The following is a 15,642-nucleotide window of genomic DNA, read 5'->3' on the forward strand; positions in this document are numbered from 1 at the left end:
ACGATTTCAACAACCCTAACAAAAATATGTGTACAACTATTTTTACAAATAGTTTTGCACAGACTTTTACACAGACTTAGGTGTGAATTTCTTAATGGTATTTCTGATCTGTTTTACCGCATCGCTGAACTCAACATTTCCTTTAAGATCGGCTTTGATTTTTGAAACCGCGTGGAGAACGGTGGTATGATCGCGGCCGCCAAACCCCTCTCCTATCTTGGGGAGCGAGGCGTTGGTCATTTCACGGGTCACAAACATGGCGATCTGTCGGGCGGTTGCCACCTTCTTTGTCCGGTCTTTAGCGTCTATATCTTCGGTCTTTATCCCGAAATATTCGGCAGTGATCTTTTTGATCAGATCGATCGAGATGTTTTGGTCCTCTTTTTGTGAGTTGAGGATATCGCGCAAGACCTGGTCGACCAGCGGAATGGTTATTTCCACGCTGTTCAGCGAGGCAAAGGCAACTATCCTGATCAAAGCCCCTTCCAGTTTTCGGATATTGGAAATGATCTTGCTAGCGATCAACGAAAGGATGTCATCAGAAATGTTAATCCCGCTTAACTCGGCCTTCTTTTTGAGGATCGCGACCCTTGTTTCAAAATCCGGGGCCTGAACATCTGCGGTCAATCCCCATTCAAAACGGGAGCGGAGCCTCTCTTCCAGGGTGGGGATCTCTTTTGGGGGCCGATCGGAACTGACAACGATTTGCTTATTGGCCTCATAAAGAGCGTTAAAAGTATGAAAGAATTCTTCCTGGGTCCTTTCTTTCCCGGCAATGAACTGGACGTCGTCAACCAGGAGAACATCGATCGAGCGGTATTTATTGCGGAACTGGACCGTTTTATCATCACGGATGGAATTGATAAGTTCATTGGTGAACATTTCAGAGGTGATATACAAAACCTTTGCCTTATGATTGCGAGATTCAACGCGATGGCCGATCGCTTGCATCAAATGAGTTTTGCCTAACCCTACCCCGCCATAAAGAAAAAACGGATTATATGCGGTCGCCGGACTTTCGGCGACCGCCAGCGCAGCCGCATGGGCAAAGCGATTGCCTTGGCCGATAACAAAGGTTTCAAAAGTGTATCGCGAGTTTAAATATGGATTGGCCGGACGAGCGATCTTTTTAGGCGCGACATCTACCAGCAGCTGGGTTTCAACCAACGGCGTGGTAAATAGATCTTCACTGCCGACGACAAAACTAACGCTTTTGATGATCGTATTTACGGACCGCGCTTCTTGTTCAAGCAATGTGACGCAATGTTTGGAAAGCCAATTTTTAATAACGTCTCCGGGGACGGCGATCTCAAGATTGCCGTTATTAACGGAGACCGGCTTGGAAGAAGTTATCAGCGTCTCATAAATCGGCTTATTGAGGCTCTTCTCCAATGAAGCCAGGATTTGATTCCAGATAAGATTGATATCAAAATCAGCCATAAAGTGTAGTTAACGAGTATAACAAGAAGAAAAGAAATATTCAAGACTTATCGACGAAAAAACAGGTTGACAGTAAAATCAAAAATCGAGTATAATAACGAAAGAGGGATAAATATGACAAAGAGAGAGTATCAGCCACACGTAAAAAGCAAAAAAACGACCCATGGTTTTCGTTCAAAAATGAAAACCAAGGGGGGCAGACGAGTGATCGCGAATCGTCGTAAAAAAGGAAGAAAGCGGCTTGCTCCCTAAAAAGGCGCGGCTTTCAAAAGAAGTTAAAAGGGTCCTCGAAAAACAAGAATTGCGCATTAATACCCCACTATTCACACTTGTCGCAAGAAAAAACTTCTTGGGCCTTAATAGGGTCGCAGTTGTTTGCTCAAAAAAGGTTGGGAATGCGGTTAAAAGGAACAGAATACGACGAAAAATCGCCATGTCCTATCAAAATACCTTTAATATAGGGGAAAAATACGACATGGTGTTTATTGCGAGGCCAAATGAAGCTGAGATTAAAAAATACAGAGAACAGATTGTACGGATTTTCGAAAAACTGAGCAAATGAAGCAACTATTGCTATTTTTAATAAGGGTTTATCAAAGATCAAAGGTCATATATCCAAGGAATTGTTGCCGATATTACCCAAGTTGTTCTCTTTATGCTGAAGAAGCAATTGTTAAATATGGCCTATTTACTGGTATATGGCTAGGAATTAAACGTATTTCAAGATGTAATCAGTTGTTTGCCGGAGGGTACGACCCGGTTCCATAGGAAATGAAATGTTTCACGTGAAACATTTTCACAGTTAAATTGCCCTGAGAGGCAAAAGGAGAAGTAATGGATTATTTAGTTAACATTATGCTTGAAGTGGTTAAGTTTTTTTACGCCATAGGAGGACACAATTACGGCCTGGCAATTATTTGGCTTACAGTTGCGGTTAATATTGCATTATACCCGCTAACGGTCTCTTCAATCCAGCAAATGGCTGCTATGCAAAGAATCCAGCCAATGATGAAGAATATTCAGGAAAAACACAAGGAAAATCCGCAACAATTGCAGAAGGAGATGATGGATCTCTACAAGATTGAAAAAGTTAACCCGCTGGGGGGTTGTTTGCCAATGTTATTGAAGATACCTGTTTTTCTGGCGTTATTCTTTGCTTTACAAAGTAAGGAGTTTCTGGCATTGATAGGGAATAGTAATAGTTTCTTATGGATAAATAACATAGCGAAGCCTGACCCAACATTTATTATGGTTGTTTTGATTGCAATATCAACATATTTAATGCAGAAATCGATGCCAAATGCGGGGAGTGGCGGTCAAATGCAAATAATGACCTGGATGATGCCAATATTTATTGCCTTTATCAGCATTTCATTTTCAGCTGGCCTGCAAATATACTGGGTTGTTTCGAATCTTGTCGGGTGGGGGCAGCAAACATATATTATTAACAGGGCTAATAGGAAGGGTTAATAACCTGAAAAGAAGGCCGAGGATAGCTATAATTAGCAGAGGACGAAGCTGAAAAAGTGTATAATTGACGAACAATGGAGGGTGCATTATGAAATCTGTTAAAATGAAGGGAAAAAATGTTGAAGATGCTACAAAAGCGGCGGTTGCTGTGCTTGGCGTAGATCGTGATTTAGTCGAGATTAGAGTAATTAATGAAGGAAAAGCTGGGATGATGGGGTTAATAGGGGGCGAAGAGGCGGAGGTTGAAGGGATAGTTAAGGAAAGTGGGGCAGAGGAGGCAAAGCAGATCCTTCAAAACATTTTGGATAAAATGGGGTTTTTGGCAATGACCGAAATATCGTCACAGAAAGAGGACAACATAGTAATTTCTATAAAAGGCGAAGACATGGGAAGGATAATTGGAAAATCAGGGTCAATGTTAAAATCATTGGAAACATTGATAAATGCGATGATTTGGAAGTACATGGGGAAGAGATTTTATATATCAATAGATGCCGGTGGCTATAAAGATAAAAGAGAACAGGCGCTGCAAAGGTTGGCAACGGATGTTGCGGACGAAGTAATTAGAACGGGCGAGAGCAAGGCGATGCCAAGGCTGGAGCCGAGCGATAGAAGAATTATTCACATATTTTTACAGGAAGATGGCCGTGTGAAAACATATAGCGAAGGGGAAGGGAAGGACCGAAAGTTGATAGTTGCTCCAAAAGAGGGGTAAATGTTTCTACAGGACGAAACGATCGTTGCTGCCGCGACAGGTGCGGCGGTAGCCCCAATTGCTATTATACGTATAAGCGGCAAGAAAAGCCTCGAGATCTTCAGAAATATTTTTAAAACGAAAAAAAGAATATCTTCGCACAGGGTTTTCCACGGTTTGATCATTAATCCCTGCAACCATAAAACGATCGATGATGTTTTGGCCTGGTATCTGGCCGAGCCAAGGTCGTTTACCGGAGAAGAGATGGTTGAGATAAGTTGTCATGGAAGCCCGCAAATTGTTAACGAGATAATTGAAGTGATCATTGGGCAGGGGGGGAGAATGGCGGAACGAGGGGAATTTACGAAAAGAGCATTTTTAAACGGGAAGATTGACCTTACCCAGGCAGAAGCGATCATAGATCTGATAAAGGCTAAAACAGAAAATAGTGCCGATTCTGCCAGGAAGCAAATAGCCGGAAAATTGAGAAAGGCGATTGAAGAGATCAGAGAGGAAGCGAAACAGGTGGCAGCCAGGATGGAGGCCGCGATTGATTTTCCCGACGACATCGAAGAAACAGAAGAAAAGCGGGAAATTGAAAGATGCTATAAGAAAATAAAGGAAATTAAAGCAACCGCAGAATTTGGCCGGATAGCCAGAGAGGGGGCAAGGCTTGCTATAATCGGCAGACCAAACGTTGGAAAATCAAGCTTATTGAATAAGCTATTAAAAGAAGATAGGGCGATCGTTGCCGATCTTCCAGGAACGACCAGAGACACAATTGAAGAACAATTAAACATTAGGGGCTACCTGATTAACATTATTGACACAGCAGGCATTCATGATCATGAAGTCAGCATGGTTGAAAGAAAGGGGATTGAAAGATCAAGAAGCGCCGCAAATGAGGCGGACATTATACTTTTTGTTTGCGAAGCGACAGACCCATTTAACGCGGAGGATATGCTGATATTAAATTCACTAGAAAAAAGCAAAACGATAAAAGTTGTTAACAAAACTGATTTAAAAAAGCACAGACAAAGAGAGGGAGAGGTTGCGATTTCTGTTATTAATGATAAGGAATTAACGGTGCTGGAGGATAGGATCGTCTGTCTAATTGAGAAAAAGGCGGCGTCAAGTGAGTATGGGGGGGTCAACAAAAGGCAGAAGGAGCGACTGATTATTGCCGAAAAGGCCCTGGAAAGATGCATAACCGCCATAAACAGCAGGGAGCCGGCGGACATTGTCTCAATTGACCTCAAAGAAGGAATAATTGCAATAGGAGAAATATCCGGGTACGAAGCAACGGAAGAAGTAATTAACGAGATATTTGACAGGTTTTGTATAGGGAAGTAAGATAGGGTGCTCGTAGTTATTGTTTCACGTGAAACAATTTGATAGGCGAAAATATAGGAAAAAATGCTTGTGGATAAGGAGTGTGGATAAGTAATGGCAGAAATAATACATGGGAAACAGATCGCTGCACAGGTAAAAAAAGAGGTTGCGGAAAAAACAAAGGAGTTTGTAGCGAAAAAGAAGGTGACCCCTAAGTTAGTAGTAGTTTTAGTTGGTGAAAACCAAGCGTCAAAAACATATGTCAGGAACAAGGAGTTAGGGTGTGCGGAGGTTGGAATTCTTTCAGAGACATTGTTGCTGCCGTCTTCCACGACGGAAAACGAGCTGATCGAGAAGGTTAAGGAATTAAATGAGAGAAAAGATGTCCACGGCATACTTGTTCAGTTACCCCTGCCTAAGGGATTGAACGAGGTTAAAATACTTAACGAAATCTTGCCGGAAAAAGATGTAGATGGACTACATCCGGTTAATATGGGAAAACTAATTAAAGGAGAAGCTGACGGGTTTGTCCCTTGTACCCCTCAAGGGATAATCGAGCTGATATTATCCACAGGTCAGGAGATAGCGGGAAAAGAAGCGGTTGTTGTCGGAAGGAGCAATATTGTTGGGAAACCGATCGCCCTTCTTCTTCTTCAGCAAAATGCCACCGTTACCCTCTGTCATTCTAAGACAAAGGGGCTGGCGGAGGTTGCCAGAAGAGGAGATATACTGGTTGCGGCAATTGGGCAACCAGGGGTGATCAAGGGGGAGATGGTGAAAGAAGGGGGGATAGTCATTGATGTTGGCATTAATAGGGAAAATGGCAAGTTAATCGGGGATGTTGATTATGAAATGGCAAAAGAGCGGGCCGGATTTATCACTCCAGTCCCCGGAGGAGTAGGGCCCATGACCATTGCTATGCTTTTAAAGAACACCCTGAAAGCGGCAGAGTTACTGACCGCGAAATAGTCGAAGTAGATCGCTAAAAGTGACCAGGGCCATTAATAGCAACAGAAGAATAAACCCGATAGAATTGACCCGATATTCAAGCTTTTCATCAACAGGTCGTTTGGTTGCTAATTCCCATAAATAGAAAAGGATCCTGCCACCGTCCAAAGCTGGAAGCGGGAGCAGATTTAAAACCCCAACATTAACGCTAATAAAAGCAGTAAAGTAAACAAGCGAAGCAAAGCCGGATTGGGCGTACTTTCCGGTTACTTGCGCGATGCCAACCGGACCAGCCAGGTCAAAGAGCGAAACCCCTCCGGTAATAAGCTGCCAGACCACCAGAAGAACAGAAAAGACCATTAAATAGGTTTGTTGAAATGCAAGGAAAATTGCCACAAAAGGATTAACTTTTTCATATAATGGCTTAGGTGAAAAGCCTAAAAGGGAAACCTTCAGGCGGAGGTTTTTCTTCGGAGTTGCCGTCAATAGAATCTTTTTATCCCCCCTTTGCAAGGAAAGCTTAAGGGGCTTTTCGGGGCTACGATGGATATAGTCAATCGCCTCTTCCATGTTTTTGAATTGCTTCCCGTTAATAGAAAGAAGCTTATCGCCAATTTTTAGCCCGGCTTGCTCAGCCGGAGAGTTACGGTTGATCATTCCGATCTCATTAGAGGCCCCGATAGGGTTGCCAAAGAAAGCTATATAAAGGGTCAAAATGAAGAAAGCGACAACGATATTCATTCCTGGACCAGCAACGACCGCCTTCAACTTTTGGATTGGAGGCTTAGCTTGGATCTTTTCATTGGCTGGAACCGCATTGTCCTCCTCGGTGTTGTTTTCCCCGGCTAAACGGACAAAAGCGAGAATTGGAATTGAATTCAATGAATAGAGGGTGCCGTTTCGGGTGACGGAAAACAGCCTTGGGCCAAAGCCAATGCCAAACTCCAGAACCCTGATCCCGACCCGTTTTGCCCAAATGAAGTGACCAAGCTCATGCGCAACGGCAATAATAGTAAAGACGACAAGAAACGAAAGAATGCTTATCAACATGCGTTTTTTACCTCTTCCGCTAATTTAATAGCTCGAATTGCAGCCAGGGCGTCATTGCCTGGTCGCTTTATTCCTTTAATAGAGCCCAAAAATGCGGTCAGCTCAGAGGTGAGTTGATCCACAGGGGGAACCGGGGTAGTAGAAGGAATGGGGGATGAAAAATCCCGCAGATAAATAACCTTGTTTAATAGATCGGCTTCAACGACCTGCTTTTCGGTGGTAACCGAGATCTTTCGCGTGCGATCTTCGGCTGTCCTATCTCCACTGACCCGCGCAATGACCCCTGACTTGTAAACAATGGTCGACGAAACACGGTCAAGAAAGCGGCTTTTGACCTTATTCCCCTCCGCACGAACTTCTTCGATCTCAAAAGGAATTAATACATTAAGCAGGTCCAGGTCATGGATCATCATGTCAAAAATAACGTCGGTATCGCTGATCCTTGAAGGAAAGGGGCTGAATCTTTTTATATCGACGCCAATGATCTTTTCCCCTTTAACCAGCTTTTGCAATTTAATGAAGGCAGGGTTAAATCGTTCGATGAAACCGACGTTAAGCACAACCCCTTTTTCATTGGCAAGCCTGGAGAGGACTTCGGCGTCAGATGAACGGCCGGTAAAAGGCTTTTCAAGAAGGACATGTTTATTGTTGGAAAGAACGTCACTGGCAATAGTTAGGTGCGTCTTAGTTGGGGTGACAATGCTGACCGCGTCAACTTTGGCCAGCAGTTCATGGCAATCGGAAAACGACGAAACACCATATTTTGAGGCGACATCGTTCGCCAATGAAGGATCTTTGTCAAAAAGACCGATCAGCTTTAATCCGCTAAGCTCGGCGGCAATCCGTAAATGGTTTTGCCCCATCGAGCCTGCGCCGATAACTCCAAAAGTTAAACCACGTCCCTTAATCATTGTTTAAAGAAAGACTCGATAGCGGAACAAACCTCATCAAGCTCTTTTTCCTTTATTTCAGGGAAAATTGGGAGAGAAAGGACCTCTGTTTGCGCCTTTTCACTTTCGGGAAGAGACCCGGGCTTATAGCCAAGTGAGGAGAAGGCGGGCTGAAGGTGAAGAGAGAGGGGATAATATACCATTGCGCCAACCCCTTTTTCTTTAAGATATGACAATAAAGCGTCTCTCTTTGGCATTTTAACCGTAAATTGATTGAAAACATGCTTAGACTTTGGATCAACGTAGGGAAGGGTTATTCCTGAGAGGCTTTTTAATCGTTTGAAATAGTAATCCGCGTTCTTTTGACGAGAAGATGTGAGCTGGTCAAGATATTTAAATTTAACGCGCAGCACCGCCGCATGTAATTCATCAAGCCGGCTGTTATAGCCGACTTGATCGTAATAATAAGTTTTACGGCTCCCATGCCCCCGCAGAACCCTGATCTCGTCGGCAACTTGAGGGTTGCCGGTAAGCACCATCCCGCCGTCGCCAAAGCAACCGAGATTCTTGGTTGGAAAAAAAGAGAGGCAGCCGGCATCGCTGGTTGAGTTAACAGGCTTCCCGGCATACTCTGCTCCAATTGATTGGCAGCTGTCTTCGATCACCTTCAATTTATATTGTCTGGCCATTTCCATAATCGTCACCATATCGGCTGGTTGGCCATAAAGGTGGATGGGGAGGATAGCCTTGGTCTTTTTAGTGATCTTTTGCTCGATCAGCTTAGGCGACAGATTAAAGGTATTCGGCTCTATATCAACAAATACAGGAACAGCCCCAATATAGCTGATCGCCTCGGCGGTTGCGACAAAGGTAAAGGGGGAGGTGATGATTTCGTCCCCTTTTTTTACTCCGCAAGCCCTAAGCGCGAGGTGAAGAGCATCGGTGCCGGAGGCCAGGCCAATGGCAAAAGAAGCTTTTGAATAAGCGGCTACTTCCTGTTCAAGCTTTGCAACATTTTCGCCAAGAATAAAACGACCGGAGTTAATAACGTCGGCAATTGCAGAGTCGATCTCTGAGCGATGAGATTCGTTTTGTCTGGTAATATCAAAGAAGTTGACCGACATATTGGAATTATAGCATAAAAAGTAAAATGCAAAAGGGAGCAAGCTAGAAAGGGGAATATGATAAATGCATTATCGCCACCAATAATGTTATTGGCGAAAGGATTGACCGAAAATAGTAATAGGCATAAGGCGGGCAAAAATAAGGGATGATTGAAGCCTACAAACTGAAGGGTGATGATTAAAAAATATATGAAAAAGAAAAAATACTATTTTGAGAAATGATCCAGGATCGAGCGGGCAATTCTGGAAATAACACCAGGAGACCCCAGCGATTCTTTTAATAAAGAAAATGAAGCAAGCATTTCTTTCCTGGCTTGCGGATGATCGAGCAGGGCTAGAGAGGAAAGAGATAGATCAGCCGGGGTAAGCCCCGACATGATCAACTCAGGGATGACCGGCTTATCAAGCAAAATATTGACCATACTAAAGTATTTTATCTTCTGATCGATCTTAAGCAAATATTTGCCAATAAAAAATGTCAAAGGAGAGAGCTTGTACGCCATGATATTTGGCGTCGACAAAAGAGCCGCCTCAAGATTGATGGTGCCGGATGCGCAAATGGCAAGGTCAGATGCAGCGAGCGCATCATAGGTGTCATTAATTAAATATTTACATGGCAGCCCGGCAAAAGCTTTCTCAATCTCGAATAGGAACTTGGCAGAGGGGAGGGGGAGAATAAAGCTGACGCCAGGGATAGACCGCATTAATAAGCCGGCCGTTCTAGAAAAAACAGGAAGAAGAGCGCGAAGTTCATGTGTCCGGCTCCCCGGACAGATCGCAACGATTGGCCCAGAACGATCAGCCAGCCCGAGCTTACTTAAAAGATCGGCCTTTGGCCCCGTTGAATGAGCAATATCGACCAATGGGTGGCCAAAGTAAACAACGTTGTTGCCAAAAGACCGAAACCTGTCATATTCTGTTTCAAAAATCGCGATCACCAGATCGACTGAGGATAAAACATGCTTAACCCCTTTCTCGTTCCCCCAGAGCCATTCTTGTGGAGCAATGTAATAAACGGTTTTCACCCCGATCTTTTTACAGAATCCGGCCAGGGGGAGGTTAAAACCCTGGGAATCGATCAGGATAACCAAATCGGGGCGCTCTTTACGAATCAGTGCTTTAGCTTTTTTAAAAGAGAGAAAGAGAGAAAAAAGATTGGGCAGAGCTTCAATAATTCCGACGCTGCTGCGCCGGCTAAGGTCGAAGCGGATATCTACACCCGATGCGGCCAGACGTTCAGATCCGATACCAAAAAAAGACAGGCTGGGGTCAAGACGAAGAAGTTCTTTAACAAGGAACGAGCCATGCAGGTCGCCGGAGAGCTCTCCGGCAGACACCATTATTTTCATCACCACACCAGAAGCATAGTCAAAAAATTCTTTTTGGTGTGGTGATTCATATGCCGAGTTCTGGAATATCAGGAAGGAGCAAATCTTCGGACTCTTCCTCAATGGCTGTTTTTTTGCTGATCCCGCGCTTGCTTTCGGTTTCCAGAAAATCAAGGATCTGTTTGATCTCCGGCAACTGGCGGAGCCGTTTTTTGATCTCTGTGGCTGCTTCGGCCGTGTTCTTCCCAGACTCGTAGATCAATTTAAAAGCCTTCTTGATCTCTGAGGTAGCGTCGATAGGAACGCCGCGGCGCTGCAGGCCGATAGAGTTGATCCCGCGAACCTGAGCCGGGCTACCATCAACCAGCATAAACGGCGGGATGTCCTGGGTAACCTTGGATTGGGCTCCGATCATTGCCAGCCGGCCGACCCTGACAAATTGGTGGATCCCAGCCATGCCGCCGATCGTTGCCTGATCGCCGATCTCGGTGTGGCCGGCCAGTCCGACATAGCCTCCAATAACAACCTGGTTGCCGATCCGGCAATTGTGGGGGATATGGGCATGGACCATGATAAAGTTATCGTTGCCAATGATGGTCTTCCCCCCTTCGCCGGACGGAAGATGGATGGTAACGAATTCACGGATCGTATTTTTGTCTCCGATAATTACCTCATTGTTTTCGCCCTTATATTTAAAGTCTTGAGGCGGCACGCCGATGGTCACTCCCTGATAAAGGACATTTTCCCTGCCGATGGTCGTTTGGCCGGCAATTGAGCAATAAGCCCCAACCTTGGTCTTTTCCCCGATCTTGACATTGGGCCCAATGACCGAATATGGCCCGATGTCGACCCCCTTGGCGATCTGGGCGGTTGGGTGGACGGTAGCTGTGGGGTGGACCTTTGCTTCGCCGGTATCAACCAGGGAGAACATAAATTCCCCTTCGGTCACAATCTCATTGTTAACCTTCGCCCTCCCCTTCATTTTTCCCAGAGGGCCCCGGATCCAAACAGTTTCAACTTCAAAGATCAGCTGGTCGCCGGGGACAACCGGTTTGCGAAAACGTACATTGTCGATCCCGGCGAAATAGACGATCTTGCCGGCAGAGGCGGCCGAGCGGAGCGCCATGACGACCCCGACCTGGGCGATCGCTTCGATGATCAAAACTCCTGGCATAACCGGGTGTCCGGGAAAGTGGCCCTGAAAATGAGCCTCGTTCATTGTGACATTTTTAAGGGCGACTGCCCGCTTGCCTTCTTCAAGCTCAAGAACCTTGTCGATCAGGAGAAAAGGAAAACGGTGGGGAATAGTGTTCATTATTTCTTTGATATCAATAACCATTGAGTCCCTCCTTATGTATTAAACCGACAGGATAGCCTGGACCAGTTGAGCGTTAAGGGCATGTCCTGCCCGGTTTGCCTTGAAATAACCCTTGATAGGCCTTCCTAATAGCGCCAGATCGCCGATCAGGTCCAGGATTTTGTGTCGGACCGGCTCATTATCAAAACGAAGGACGTTTTGCGTCCCATTTTTCGATAAGATCAACGCATTTTCGGCCGAGGCGCCTTGACCAAGCCCTCGCGCGAGCAACTGATCGAATTCTTCGGCAAAACCAAAGGTTCTGGCGGGAGCGATCTCCTCTTTAAAAGAATTGCCGTCAATAATAATACTGTAAGACTGCTCTTCCAGGGATTTAAATTTTATCATGAAATCGATCTTAAAGCCATTGAACGGAAGCGCTTCGATCGAGGCCTCTCCGGCTGAGACGACCAAGCGCTTTGAGAGAATGAGAGGTTGTTTGGCTTCATTTAAAGCCACAAACCCGGCATTTTCCAGCGCTATAACGAAGGGGAGGGCGCTTCCATCAAGAATCGGGAGCTCTTCCCCTTCGATGTCAACGGCAAGATTGTCAACTCCAAGCACATAGGCGGCGGCCAGGAAATGCTCAACAACGGCGACCTTGCCGAGCGTGGTTCCTCTGTCCGTTTTGGAAACGTTGCCGATCAACGCCTGAACGGTTTGACCGTTATTTGAAAAGAAGATCCCGGCAGAGGCAGCCGCCGGACGAACGGTTATCCTGGAGGGGCGGCCCGAATGGATACCGATCCCTTCAAGGGAAAATGGCCGGGCAATTGTGGTTTGTTTATCTTGGCTCTGGCCTGGCGATAGGAACATTGGTTTTTTCTCCGTAGAGCTTGTAATAGCTTTTTAGCGTTTCTTCTTTAATGATCATTCCGCTTGAATTATATACCCGGCGGACAATTTCTGTCCGAAAAGGGCGGTCCGCGGCCAGGACCTCGGCAACTGAAGCGGGCCGATAGCCAACTCCAGGGTTTAACAAAAAGACTTTAACGGGAGAGAAATCGACTTTTTTACCGGTTGGGGTCCCGTAAATTCTGAAGGAGAGGCGTTTGTTGGTTGCCAGCGCTTTGATCAAGATAGGGTAGGGGGTGTCGTTTTTAAATTTTAGATCGACGGCAGGAGGATAAACTGCCGCGTCCCGGCCCAGCGGATAGATATTAAAATAAAATGAATGGCTGGATCTTTGTATGACCTCAAGATCTGCCAGCGTTGCAGTGTTGAAAAGGGTTGTGGCGATCTGGCAGGTCCCTCCGCCGAGCATAGGAACAAGTTCCCCATTGTAAATGACAAAGGCTTCCTTAAATCCCCTCTCCGGGGTAAAGTCGCCAATCTTGTCGCCAAGGGTAAAAATCTCCCCAGGGAGGAGCATGGTCCCATCAAGCCAGGAGGCGATAAGCTTGATATTATGGATCCGGTTGGGGGAGTCATGCCGTCCATAATACGTAGTATATGCGGCTAAACGAAAGGCGGGGGGGTGCGCCCGGAGCATTGTTTCGGTTATTTTTGGTGTTTCATAGTTAAAGATCAAGGGGAAGACGGAGCTTCCTTTAGCAAGGGTCGAATGGAATTCCTTGACCGTCTCAACGATGCGCAGGGTCCGGCCGGGGTCGTCGCTTTCAATATGGTAGCCGCCAGTATTTTCATCAAGAATGATCGATGCGTCTTTGGCTGTCGACAGGGTTTTCGCGTACAGGTCGGTAATGACCTCTAACAGCTGTTTATCGTTCACCCCGACAATTACAGGGAAGTACATCGATTCTTTAGCCAGGCGTTCTTTAAGGCTGGTAACGTAGCCTTTTTTGCGAAGCTGGGTAAACGCGGATTGAACTGAGCTCTTTAGGTTGATGTAGATCCCCAGGTCTCCAGGTTGGAAGGTGTAGCGAATTTTACCGGCCTCAAATGTGACAACGGCAGAGTAAACATCATCGGCCCTTAAAGATTCAAGCTTTTCATAGGCCTGGATCTGATCAAGACCGGAAACATCTACTCTGCCGATAAAAGTCCGATACGGAAAAAGCTCGGTGCTGCGCAGGTAATCATAAAAGACAAGGACAATGGTAATGATTACCGAAATAGCCGCTAGCAGCGCCAGGGTAACTAGTAGCTTTTTCAATTAGGCAATAATTTTTGTAACCGCGCCTGCTCCGACGGTCCTGCCCCCTTCGCGGATCGCGAAGCGCATCCCGTCTTCAACCGCCACGTCGGTGATCAGCTCAACCGTCATGGTGATATTGTCGCCAGGCATAACCATTTCAACTTTATCCGGCAGTTTGATCTCTCCGGTAACGTCGGTGGTGCGGACAAAGAACTGCGGTTTATAACCATTAAAGAAAGGGGTATGCCGCCCTCCTTCTTCTTTGGTCAAAACGTAAACCTGGGCTTCGAACTTTTTATGCGGCTTGATGGACCCGGCCTTGGCCAGGACCATTCCGCGCTGAAGCTCTTCCTTTTCAATGCCGCGCAAAAGAAGGCCCACGTTGTCGCCGGCGATCCCTTCGTCGAGCAGTTTACGGAACATTTCAATTCCGGTAACGACGGTCTTTTTATGGGAGCCAAGACCAACGATCTCGACTTCTTCCCCGACCTTGACCCGCCCGCGATCAATTCTGCCGGTGCCGACGGTCCCGCGGCCCGTAATGGTAAAGACGTCTTCAACTGACATCAGGAAAGGCTGGTCAAGCGGGCGCTCCGGATCCGGCAGGTAAGTGTCAAGCGCGTTCATCAGGTCCCAGATAGGCTTAACTTCTGGCGCGTCTTTCGGTTTGGTGCAGTTCTCCATGGCTTTCAAGGCAGAGCCGCGGATAAAGGGAATGTCGTTGCCAGGATAGTTGTATTTGGTAAGCAATTCCCGGGTTTCGACCTCAACTAGGTCGATCAGTTCGGGGTCGTCTACCATGTCAACTTTGTTCAGAAAAACAATGATCTTTGGAACGTTAACCTGACGGGCCAGAAGAATGTGTTCTCGGGTTTGGGGCATGGGGCCGTCGGCCGCGGAAACGACCAGGATCGCGCCATCCATCTGAGCGGCGCCGACGATCATGTTTTTGACGTAATCGGCGTGTCCCGGGCAGTCAATGTGCGCGTAATGGCGCTTTTCGGTCTCATATTCGACGTGAGCGATCGCGATGGTGATCCCGCGGGCTTTTTCCTCCGGTGCGGAGTCGATCTCGTCAAACTTTTTAGCCTTGGCCATGCCGGCATTAGCCAGGACGCTGGTGATGGCTGACGTTAGCGTCGTCTTTCCATGGTCGACGTGACCGATCGTTCCTACGTTAAGATGGGGCTTTTTCCTCTCAAACTTTTCTCTTGCCATGTTACCTTACCTCCGTGAATTTATTTATCGACTCAATATTACGTGAAATTATACCCAAATCGGCCGACAATGTCAAACGAAAAAGCCCGCGACCGGGATTGAACCGGTGACCTCGTCCTTACCAAGGACGTGCTCTACCAACTGAGCTACACGGGCATAAAGGTTAATTATATCAAAAAAAGTCGGACTTTTTAAGGATGGGATCAAAAGGATAATTTTTTAGGGAGTCTGTTGCCCCTTCTTCTCTGTCGACAACCGAAATAACCTTAACAACGGTCGCGCCAGCCGCTTCAACCGCGGCAATCGCCTGCAACGCAGAGGCCCCGCTGGTTGAAACATCTTCAACAACCGCAACCTTCCAGCCGGGCCGCAGGTGTCCTTCGATCTTTTGTTTTGTCCCGTGTTCCTTTTCTTTTTTTCGGACAATAAATCCCGGGATCCCGCTGAGCATGACCACGGACGAGGTGATCGGGTCCGCGCCCAGAGTCAGGCCGCCGATCGCGTCTATTTTTGAATTACCGATCTTTTCGAGAATGATCTTGCCGATTAAGCGGGCCCCTTCAGGATGGAGCGTGACCCGCCGGCAATCAATATATAAGTTGCTTTTTTTCCCGGAAGAAAGAGTGAAGTCCCCGGTTTTTACCGCGGAGATCTTTTTGAATAGGGACAATAAAGCGTCTTTGTTTGACATGT

Annotated in this window: 17 protein-coding genes and 1 tRNA gene; 7 read left to right on the forward strand and 11 right to left on the reverse strand. The window is 46.5% G+C overall.

Going from position 1 to position 15,642, the window contains the following annotated elements:
* Positions 1 to 66: 66 nt before the first annotated feature.
* Positions 67 to 1,440: a chromosomal replication initiator protein DnaA gene (dnaA, locus tag KKF06_02770; GenBank protein MBU1616693.1), complete on the reverse strand. Its 1,374-nt coding sequence runs from the start codon at positions 1,438 to 1,440 to the stop codon at positions 67 to 69.
* A gap of 114 nt (positions 1,441 to 1,554) precedes the next feature.
* Here dnaA and rpmH point away from each other — a divergent pair, with 114 nt between their 5' ends.
* From rpmH to folD, 7 genes are all read left to right on the forward strand, one after another.
* Positions 1,555 to 1,692: a 50S ribosomal protein L34 gene (rpmH, locus tag KKF06_02775; protein ID MBU1616694.1), complete on the forward strand. Its 138-nt coding sequence runs from the start codon at positions 1,555 to 1,557 to the stop codon at positions 1,690 to 1,692.
* Positions 1,682 to 2,002, forward strand: a complete 321-nt coding sequence (gene rnpA / locus KKF06_02780) for a ribonuclease P protein component (protein ID MBU1616695.1) — start codon at positions 1,682 to 1,684, stop codon at positions 2,000 to 2,002. Before rpmH ends, rnpA begins: the two co-directional genes overlap by 11 nt.
* Entirely contained in the window at positions 1,999 to 2,208 is a 210-nt protein-coding gene (yidD, locus tag KKF06_02785; GenBank protein ID MBU1616696.1) for a membrane protein insertion efficiency factor YidD, read from the forward strand. The genes rnpA and yidD overlap by 4 nt, the downstream gene beginning before the upstream one ends.
* A gap of 66 nt (positions 2,209 to 2,274) precedes the next feature.
* A complete protein-coding gene (locus KKF06_02790) occupies positions 2,275 to 2,910 on the forward strand; it encodes a YidC/Oxa1 family membrane protein insertase (GenBank protein MBU1616697.1) in 636 nt (211 codons plus the stop codon).
* Positions 2,911 to 2,998: 88 nt separating this feature from the next.
* A complete protein-coding gene (locus KKF06_02795) occupies positions 2,999 to 3,625 on the forward strand; it encodes a KH domain-containing protein (GenBank protein MBU1616698.1) in 627 nt (208 codons plus the stop codon).
* Positions 3,626 to 4,957: a tRNA uridine-5-carboxymethylaminomethyl(34) synthesis GTPase MnmE gene (gene mnmE / locus KKF06_02800; GenBank protein MBU1616699.1), complete on the forward strand. Its 1,332-nt coding sequence runs from the start codon at positions 3,626 to 3,628 to the stop codon at positions 4,955 to 4,957.
* A gap of 93 nt (positions 4,958 to 5,050) precedes the next feature.
* Positions 5,051 to 5,905 (forward strand): bifunctional methylenetetrahydrofolate dehydrogenase/methenyltetrahydrofolate cyclohydrolase FolD, encoded by an 855-nt coding sequence (gene folD, locus KKF06_02805; GenBank protein ID MBU1616700.1) that lies wholly within the window; start codon positions 5,051 to 5,053, stop codon positions 5,903 to 5,905.
* On the opposite strand, the gene rseP is transcribed toward folD, so the two are convergent.
* The 10 genes from rseP to pyrE all read right to left on the reverse strand — a co-directional run bounded on the left by rseP (position 5,888) and on the right by pyrE (position 15,640).
* On the reverse strand, positions 5,888 to 6,934 hold the full coding sequence (gene rseP, locus KKF06_02810) for an RIP metalloprotease RseP (protein MBU1616701.1): 1,047 nt from the start codon (positions 6,932 to 6,934) through the stop codon (positions 5,888 to 5,890). The genes folD and rseP overlap by 18 nt on opposite strands.
* Positions 6,928 to 7,845, reverse strand: coding sequence for a Gfo/Idh/MocA family oxidoreductase (locus KKF06_02815; GenBank protein ID MBU1616702.1), 918 nt, complete (start codon positions 7,843 to 7,845; stop codon positions 6,928 to 6,930). The genes rseP and KKF06_02815 overlap by 7 nt, the downstream gene beginning before the upstream one ends.
* On the reverse strand, positions 7,842 to 8,948 hold the full coding sequence (locus KKF06_02820; GenBank protein MBU1616703.1) for a DegT/DnrJ/EryC1/StrS family aminotransferase: 1,107 nt from the start codon (positions 8,946 to 8,948) through the stop codon (positions 7,842 to 7,844). The genes KKF06_02815 and KKF06_02820 overlap by 4 nt, the downstream gene beginning before the upstream one ends.
* A gap of 206 nt (positions 8,949 to 9,154) precedes the next feature.
* A complete protein-coding gene (gene lpxB, locus KKF06_02825; GenBank protein MBU1616704.1) occupies positions 9,155 to 10,297 on the reverse strand; it encodes a lipid-A-disaccharide synthase in 1,143 nt (380 codons plus the stop codon).
* A gap of 46 nt (positions 10,298 to 10,343) precedes the next feature.
* Positions 10,344 to 11,615 (reverse strand): acyl-ACP--UDP-N-acetylglucosamine O-acyltransferase, encoded by a 1,272-nt coding sequence (gene lpxA / locus KKF06_02830; protein MBU1616705.1) that lies wholly within the window; start codon positions 11,613 to 11,615, stop codon positions 10,344 to 10,346.
* A gap of 18 nt (positions 11,616 to 11,633) precedes the next feature.
* Positions 11,634 to 12,449 (reverse strand): UDP-3-O-acyl-N-acetylglucosamine deacetylase, encoded by an 816-nt coding sequence (gene lpxC / locus KKF06_02835; protein ID MBU1616706.1) that lies wholly within the window; start codon positions 12,447 to 12,449, stop codon positions 11,634 to 11,636.
* Complete coding sequence (locus KKF06_02840) at positions 12,418 to 13,749, reverse strand: VanW family protein (protein ID MBU1616707.1); 1,332 nt, start codon at positions 13,747 to 13,749, stop codon at positions 12,418 to 12,420. Before KKF06_02840 ends, lpxC begins: the two co-directional genes overlap by 32 nt.
* Complete coding sequence (gene tuf, locus KKF06_02845; protein MBU1616708.1) at positions 13,750 to 14,949, reverse strand: elongation factor Tu; 1,200 nt, start codon at positions 14,947 to 14,949, stop codon at positions 13,750 to 13,752.
* Positions 14,950 to 15,032: 83 nt separating this feature from the next.
* Positions 15,033 to 15,105, reverse strand: a tRNA-Thr gene (locus KKF06_02850).
* A gap of 16 nt (positions 15,106 to 15,121) precedes the next feature.
* Positions 15,122 to 15,640 carry an orotate phosphoribosyltransferase gene (pyrE, locus tag KKF06_02855; protein MBU1616709.1) on the reverse strand — a complete coding sequence of 173 codons (519 nt, stop codon included), beginning with the start codon at positions 15,638 to 15,640 and terminating at the stop codon, positions 15,122 to 15,124.
* Positions 15,641 to 15,642 lie beyond the last annotated feature (2 nt).

The organism is Candidatus Margulisiibacteriota bacterium (assembly GCA_018822365.1).
GTDB lineage: Bacteria > Margulisbacteria > WOR-1 > O2-12-FULL-45-9 > XYB2-FULL-48-7 > XYB2-FULL-45-9.

Bases quoted from the DNA above. Each gene is read 5' to 3' on its own strand.
- dnaA (MBU1616693.1), bottom strand. From the start codon at position 1,440: ATGGCTGATTTTGATATCAATCTTATCTGGAATCAAATCCTGGCTTCA.
- rpmH (MBU1616694.1), top strand. From the start codon at position 1,555: ATGACAAAGAGAGAGTATCAGCCACACGTAAAAAGCAAAAAAACGACC.
- yidD (MBU1616696.1), top strand. From the start codon at position 1,999: ATGAAGCAACTATTGCTATTTTTAATAAGGGTTTATCAAAGATCAAAG.
- KKF06_02790 (MBU1616697.1), top strand. From the start codon at position 2,275: ATGGATTATTTAGTTAACATTATGCTTGAAGTGGTTAAGTTTTTTTAC.
- KKF06_02795 (MBU1616698.1), top strand. From the start codon at position 2,999: ATGAAATCTGTTAAAATGAAGGGAAAAAATGTTGAAGATGCTACAAAA.
- mnmE (MBU1616699.1), top strand. From the start codon at position 3,626: ATGTTTCTACAGGACGAAACGATCGTTGCTGCCGCGACAGGTGCGGCG.
- folD (MBU1616700.1), top strand. From the start codon at position 5,051: ATGGCAGAAATAATACATGGGAAACAGATCGCTGCACAGGTAAAAAAA.
- rseP (MBU1616701.1), bottom strand. From the start codon at position 6,934: ATGTTGATAAGCATTCTTTCGTTTCTTGTCGTCTTTACTATTATTGCC.
- KKF06_02815 (MBU1616702.1), bottom strand. From the start codon at position 7,845: ATGATTAAGGGACGTGGTTTAACTTTTGGAGTTATCGGCGCAGGCTCG.
- KKF06_02820 (MBU1616703.1), bottom strand. From the start codon at position 8,948: ATGTCGGTCAACTTCTTTGATATTACCAGACAAAACGAATCTCATCGC.
- lpxB (MBU1616704.1), bottom strand. From the start codon at position 10,297: ATGAAAATAATGGTGTCTGCCGGAGAGCTCTCCGGCGACCTGCATGGC.
- lpxA (MBU1616705.1), bottom strand. From the start codon at position 11,615: ATGGTTATTGATATCAAAGAAATAATGAACACTATTCCCCACCGTTTT.
- lpxC (MBU1616706.1), bottom strand. From the start codon at position 12,449: ATGTTCCTATCGCCAGGCCAGAGCCAAGATAAACAAACCACAATTGCC.
- tuf (MBU1616708.1), bottom strand. From the start codon at position 14,949: ATGGCAAGAGAAAAGTTTGAGAGGAAAAAGCCCCATCTTAACGTAGGA.
- pyrE (MBU1616709.1), bottom strand. From the start codon at position 15,640: ATGTCAAACAAAGACGCTTTATTGTCCCTATTCAAAAAGATCTCCGCG.